Genomic DNA, 4,666 nt, shown 5'->3' on the forward strand with positions numbered 1-4,666 from the left:
AGGTGTATAAGAGACAGGCCCCCACCAGCCCCTACGGCGCGAGCAAGCTCGCCGTGGACCACATGATCACCGGGGAGTGCGCCGCGCACGGCCTGGCCGCCGTCTCGCTGCGCTACTTCAACGTCGCCGGGGCGCACGGCGCGCAGGGCGAGCGGCACGACCCGGAGAGCCACCTCATCCCGCTGGTGCTCCGGGTCGCCCTGGGCACCCGGGAGGCCATCCACGTCTTCGGCGAGGACTACCCCACCCCCGACGGCACCTGCGTGCGCGACTACATCCACGTGGACGACCTCGCCGAGGCCCACCTGCTGGCCCTGGACTCCGCCATCGGCGGTGAGCACCTGATCTGCAACCTCGGCAACGGCAACGGCTTCTCCGTCCGGGAGGTGATCGAGACCGCCCGGCAGGTCACCGGGCACCCCATCCCCGAGGTCGCCGCCGAGCGGCGCGGGGGCGACCCGGCCGTGCTGGTGGCCTCCGCCGAGCGCGCCCGGACCCGCCTGGGGTGGAACCCCTCCCGGGCCGACCTGGCCGGGATCATCGCCGATGCCTGGGAGTTCGCCCGGAGCGAGCAGCAGCGGAAGGACGCCCCCACGCCATGAACTCCTCCTCCGCGGCCTCCGCGTCCCCGGGCGACCCCGTCGCGCCGGACACCGCCCTCGCGCCGGACTCCACCGTGACGGCGGACGACGCGCGCGCCTCCGACGCCGCCCGGGCCTCCGACACCGCCCGCCTCTTCGAGCGGATCTTCGGCGCCGAACCCACCGGGGTGTGGGCCGCGCCGGGTCGGGTCAACCTGATCGGCGAGCACACCGACTACAACGACGGCTTCGTGATGCCGCTGGCCCTCCCGCACACCACGACCGTCGCCGCCGCACCCCGCGGGGACGGCGTCCTCGCGCTGTACTCGGCCGACCTGCCGGGGCCGGTGGCGGTGCTCCCCCTGGAGGACCTCACCCCCGGCGCCGTGCCGGGGTGGACCGGCTACCCCGCCGGCGTGCTGTGGGCGCTGCGGGACGCCGGTCACGAGGTCGGCGGCGCCTCGCTGTGCGTCACCTCCACCGTGCCCACCGGTGCCGGCCTCTCCTCCTCCGCCGCGCTGGAGGTCGCCTCGGCCATGGCGCTGTGCGAGCTGTACGGGGCGGTGCCCGACGGGCAGCGGCTGGCCCGGATCGCGCAGCGCGCCGAGAACGCCTTCGTCGGGGTCCCGTGCGGGATCATGGACCAGATGGCCTCCGCCTGCTGCACCGCCGGTCACCTGTTGCACCTGGACACCCGGGACATGGCGGCCCGGCAGGTGCCCTTCGACATGGCCGTCGAGGGGCTGCGGCTGCTGGTCGTGGACACCCGGGTCAAGCACGACCTCGCCGACGGGGGATACGCCGAGCGCCGCGCCGGCTGCGAGGCGGGGGCCGAGGCGCTGGGCGTCCCCTCCCTGCGCTCGATCCCGCACGACGGACTGGACGACGCGCTCGCCCCCCTGGGCGACCCCGTGGTCCGCGCCCTGGTGCGGCACGTGGTCACCGAGAACGAGCGGGTCGCCCGGGTGGTGGAGCTGCTGGAGGCCGGCCGGGCCCGGGAGCTCGGGCCGGTGCTGAGCGAGGGTCACGCCTCGCTGCGCGACGACTTCCGGGTCTCCTGCCCCGAGCTGGACCTGGTGGTCGGCACGGCGGTGGCCGCCGGCGCGCTGGGCGCCCGGATGACCGGCGGCGGCTTCGGCGGGTCGGCCGTCGTGCTGGTCGAGGCCGACGCGGTCGGCGAGCTGGGGGAGCGGGTGGTCGCCGCCTCGGCCGCCGCCGGGCACCCGCAGCCGCGCGTCTTCGAGGCCGTCCCCTCGGCCGGCGCCCGCCGCATCCTCTGACGCCGTCCCCACCCCGGCCCCGGGGCCGGGGTGGGGACGGCACCGGTGTGGTTCCGGTGTGGTTCCGGGGTCCGGCGGGCGCCGGCCGGGTCCGCCGGTCGGCCGTCCCCTTCACGCAAGCCCCGAATCCCCGGGTGTCCGACACCGCGGCGGGCCCGTCGATCTTCCCGGCATCACCCGGACGGGTGAGATCGGAAACGCCGCGCCGGGGGCCCGGCCCGGCCGTACCGAGCGGGAACGCGGGCTCGTGACGAAGTCGGTACCGGGTGGGCGGAGGGGATTCCCCCAAACCCCTGTCGGGGGCCGCCCGGGCCCGTACTCTGGGCGCAGCACCGGTGGGGGCCGGTGCCGATCAGGGGGCGAGACAGGGGGGCACGGTGTCCGTCGTCCGGTGACCCGTCCGCTCGGCGGCGGCCGAGCGGACACCCGGGGAGCCGGCCGGAGGGCGTCGTGCCCGCCCGCCGTGTCGGGCGACGGCGACCCTCGGGTCGCGGTACAGGGGTGAGGGTGGAGCGGATCCGGGTCCTGGTGGTGGACCGTCACCGTGTGTTCGCCGAGTCCCTGGCGATGGCGCTGACCGCCGAGCCGGACGTGGAGGCCGCCGCCACCGGCGGGGCCGCGGCGGCCGATCGACTGGTGGAGCGGGCCCGGGAGGCCGGTGACCCGCTGCGGGTGCTGTTGGTGGACGCCGGCGCCGAGGGCGCCGAGGACGCAGGCACCGCGCTGGCGGCCCGGATCGGCGCCTGGCGGGCCCGGCAGCCCCGACTGCACGTGGTGGTGCTGGCGGCGGAGGACGACCCGCGCGCCTGCGCCCGGCTGTTGTCGGCCGGGGCGCGCGGCTGGGTGGCGAAGGACTGCTCGCTGGCGCGGCTGCTCCAGGTGGTGCGCGGTGTGGTGCGGGAGGAGACGCACCTGTCGCCGGGGCTGCTGACCGGCGTGTTGGCGGAGCTGACCCGCGAGACCCTGCACCGCAGCGAGCACGAACGGTTGGTGGAGGCGCTGACGCCGCGCGAGTTGGAGGTGCTGCGCTGCATGCTGGCGGGGTTGGGGCGCAAGGCGGTCGCCGAACGCCTGTACCTCTCTCCGCACACCGTGCGCACCCACATGCAGAACGTCCTGGGAAAGCTGGGGGTGCACTCGACGCTGGCGGCCGTGGCGCTGGCCCGCCGGGCCGGGGTGCCGCCCGCCGACTGAGCGTCCGGACAACCGGACGAACGACCTGCCGGAACGGGGCGGCCCGGGGGCCGGGGCGGTGTCCGCGCGTACGGACCTCCGCGCGCCGGGCGACCTCCGCGCGCCGGTTCCGGGGCGGGCGAGGGGCCCGTGTCCGGCGCGGAGCGGTGCTCAGTACGGGGTGTTGTCGAAGGGGGCGGTCAACTCGCGGAGCAGGGCGGCCAGCTCACGGCGCTGGGGGGTGCTCAGCTCGGCCAGGATCTCCCGTTCCCGGTCCAGCAGTCCGGCCAGGGCGCGGTCGGCGTGGTCGCGACCGGTGTCGGTGAGTCGCACCAGCACCCCGCGCCGGTCCTCGGGATCGGGGAGGCGCTCCACCAGGCCGCGCTTGGCGAGCCGGTCGATCCGGTTGGTCATGGTGCCGGAGGTGACCAGGGTCTGGGTGAGCAGCCGGCCGGGCGAGAGCTGGTAGGGCGTACCGGCCCGGCGCAGGGCGGTGAGCACGTCGAACTCCCACGGCTCCAGACCCAGTTCGGCGAAAGCGGTGCGCCGTGCGCGGTCCAGGTGCCGCGCCAGCCTGCTGACGCGGCTGAGCACCTCCAGCGGCTCCACGTCCAGGTCCGGTCGCTCCCGTCGCCAGGCCGCCACCAGCCGATCGACCTCGTCCTCCATGGGGTCAGTGTAGTAGTTGTGTCGATGTGAAGTCTCTTGATGGCAACTCTCTTGATTCAATGAATCTTGACATCGAGAGAAAGTGCGGGTGTGATCGAATCATGAGCGACGAGTCGACCGCCCCCCGCTGGGACCCCGGACAGTACCTGCGCCACGCCGACCACCGCCTGCGCCCGTTGCGCGAACTCCTCGATCGGGTCGCCGACGGTCCCGAACCGCCCACCGGGCCCGGCACGCCCCTGCGCATCGCCGACCTCGGGTGCGGCCCCGGCGCGCCCACGCGCATGGTCGCCGCGCGCTTCCCCGGCGCCCGGGTCACCGGCTGGGACAACTCGCGGGAGATGCTGGAGGCCGCCCGGGAGCACGCCGGCCCCGCGCCCGGCGGTGGCCTCGTGGACTTCGCCCGGTCCGACCTCGCCGACTGGCGCCCGGCCGAACCCCACGGCCTGATCGTCTCCAACGCCGCCCTGCAATGGATCCCGGGCCACGCCGAGCGCTTCCCGGAGTGGGTGGCGGGGCTGCTCCCCGGCGGCGTCCTCGCCTTCCAGGTGCCCGACAACTTCGACGCCCCGAGCCATGTGCTGCTGCGCGAACTGTGCGCCTCACCCCGGTGGCGGGACCGCCTCGGCCGCGTGCTGCGCGGCCCCACCCCGATCCTCGACCCCGACGGCTACCACGACGCCCTGGCCGCCACCGGCTGCTCGGTGGACCTGTGGACCACCGAGTACCGGCAACTCCTCACCGGCCCGGACCCCGTCCTGGAGTGGACCCGGGGCACCGCCCTGCGGCCCGTCCTCACCGCGCTCGCCGACGCGCCGGCGGAGCGGGAGGCGTTCTCGGCCGAGTACGCCGAGCGGCTGCGCGGGGCCTATCCCCGTCGCCCGGACGGCACCACCGTCTTCCCCTTCCGCCGCCTGTTCGCCGTCGCCCGCCACCCCGCCGGGTGAGGCCCGGGCGGGGCGG

The 4,666-nt window shown here is 75.9% G+C and carries 5 protein-coding genes; 4 read left to right on the plus strand and 1 reads right to left on the minus strand.

Features of this window, described 5'->3' with window-relative positions; all coding sequences use genetic code 11:
• From FNQ90_RS13190 to FNQ90_RS13200, 3 genes are all read left to right on the plus strand, one after another.
• A partial coding sequence (locus FNQ90_RS13190; RefSeq protein ID WP_182606556.1) for an NAD-dependent epimerase/dehydratase family protein occupies nucleotides 1–602 on the plus strand: 602 nt, incomplete at its 5' end.
• Entirely contained in the window at nucleotides 599–1,861 is a 1,263-nt protein-coding gene (gene galK / locus FNQ90_RS13195; RefSeq protein WP_182606557.1) for a galactokinase, read from the plus strand. The genes FNQ90_RS13190 and galK, both read left to right, overlap by 4 nt.
• A gap of 507 nt (nucleotides 1,862–2,368) precedes the next feature.
• A complete protein-coding gene (locus FNQ90_RS13200; RefSeq protein WP_182606558.1) occupies nucleotides 2,369–3,055 on the plus strand; it encodes a response regulator transcription factor in 687 nt (228 codons plus the stop codon).
• Between the two features lie 150 nt (nucleotides 3,056–3,205).
• Here the strand turns inward: FNQ90_RS13200 and FNQ90_RS13205 are convergent, their stop codons facing one another.
• Nucleotides 3,206–3,703 carry a MarR family winged helix-turn-helix transcriptional regulator gene (locus FNQ90_RS13205; RefSeq protein ID WP_143619052.1) on the minus strand — a complete coding sequence of 166 codons (498 nt, stop codon included), beginning with the start codon at nucleotides 3,701–3,703 and terminating at the stop codon, nucleotides 3,206–3,208.
• Nucleotides 3,704–3,804: 101 nt separating this feature from the next.
• Here FNQ90_RS13205 and FNQ90_RS13210 point away from each other — a divergent pair, with 101 nt between their 5' ends.
• The gene (locus tag FNQ90_RS13210; RefSeq protein WP_182606559.1) at nucleotides 3,805–4,650 is read left to right on the plus strand and encodes a trans-aconitate 2-methyltransferase; all 846 of its coding nucleotides are present in this window, start codon (nucleotides 3,805–3,807) and stop codon (nucleotides 4,648–4,650) included.
• The last annotated feature ends 16 nt before the right edge of the window (nucleotides 4,651–4,666 follow it).

The sequence above is a fragment of the Streptomyces alkaliphilus genome, from assembly GCF_014141535.1.
GTDB lineage: Bacteria > Actinomycetota > Actinomycetes > Streptomycetales > Streptomycetaceae > Streptomyces > Streptomyces alkaliphilus.

Excerpts from the sequence above, each read along its gene's own strand:
- galK (WP_182606557.1), top strand. The coding sequence starts at position 599 with ATGAACTCCTCCTCCGCGGCCTCCGCGTCCCCGGGCGACCCCGTCGCG.
- FNQ90_RS13205 (WP_143619052.1), bottom strand. The coding sequence starts at position 3,703 with ATGGAGGACGAGGTCGATCGGCTGGTGGCGGCCTGGCGACGGGAGCGA.
- FNQ90_RS13210 (WP_182606559.1), top strand. The coding sequence starts at position 3,805 with ATGAGCGACGAGTCGACCGCCCCCCGCTGGGACCCCGGACAGTACCTG.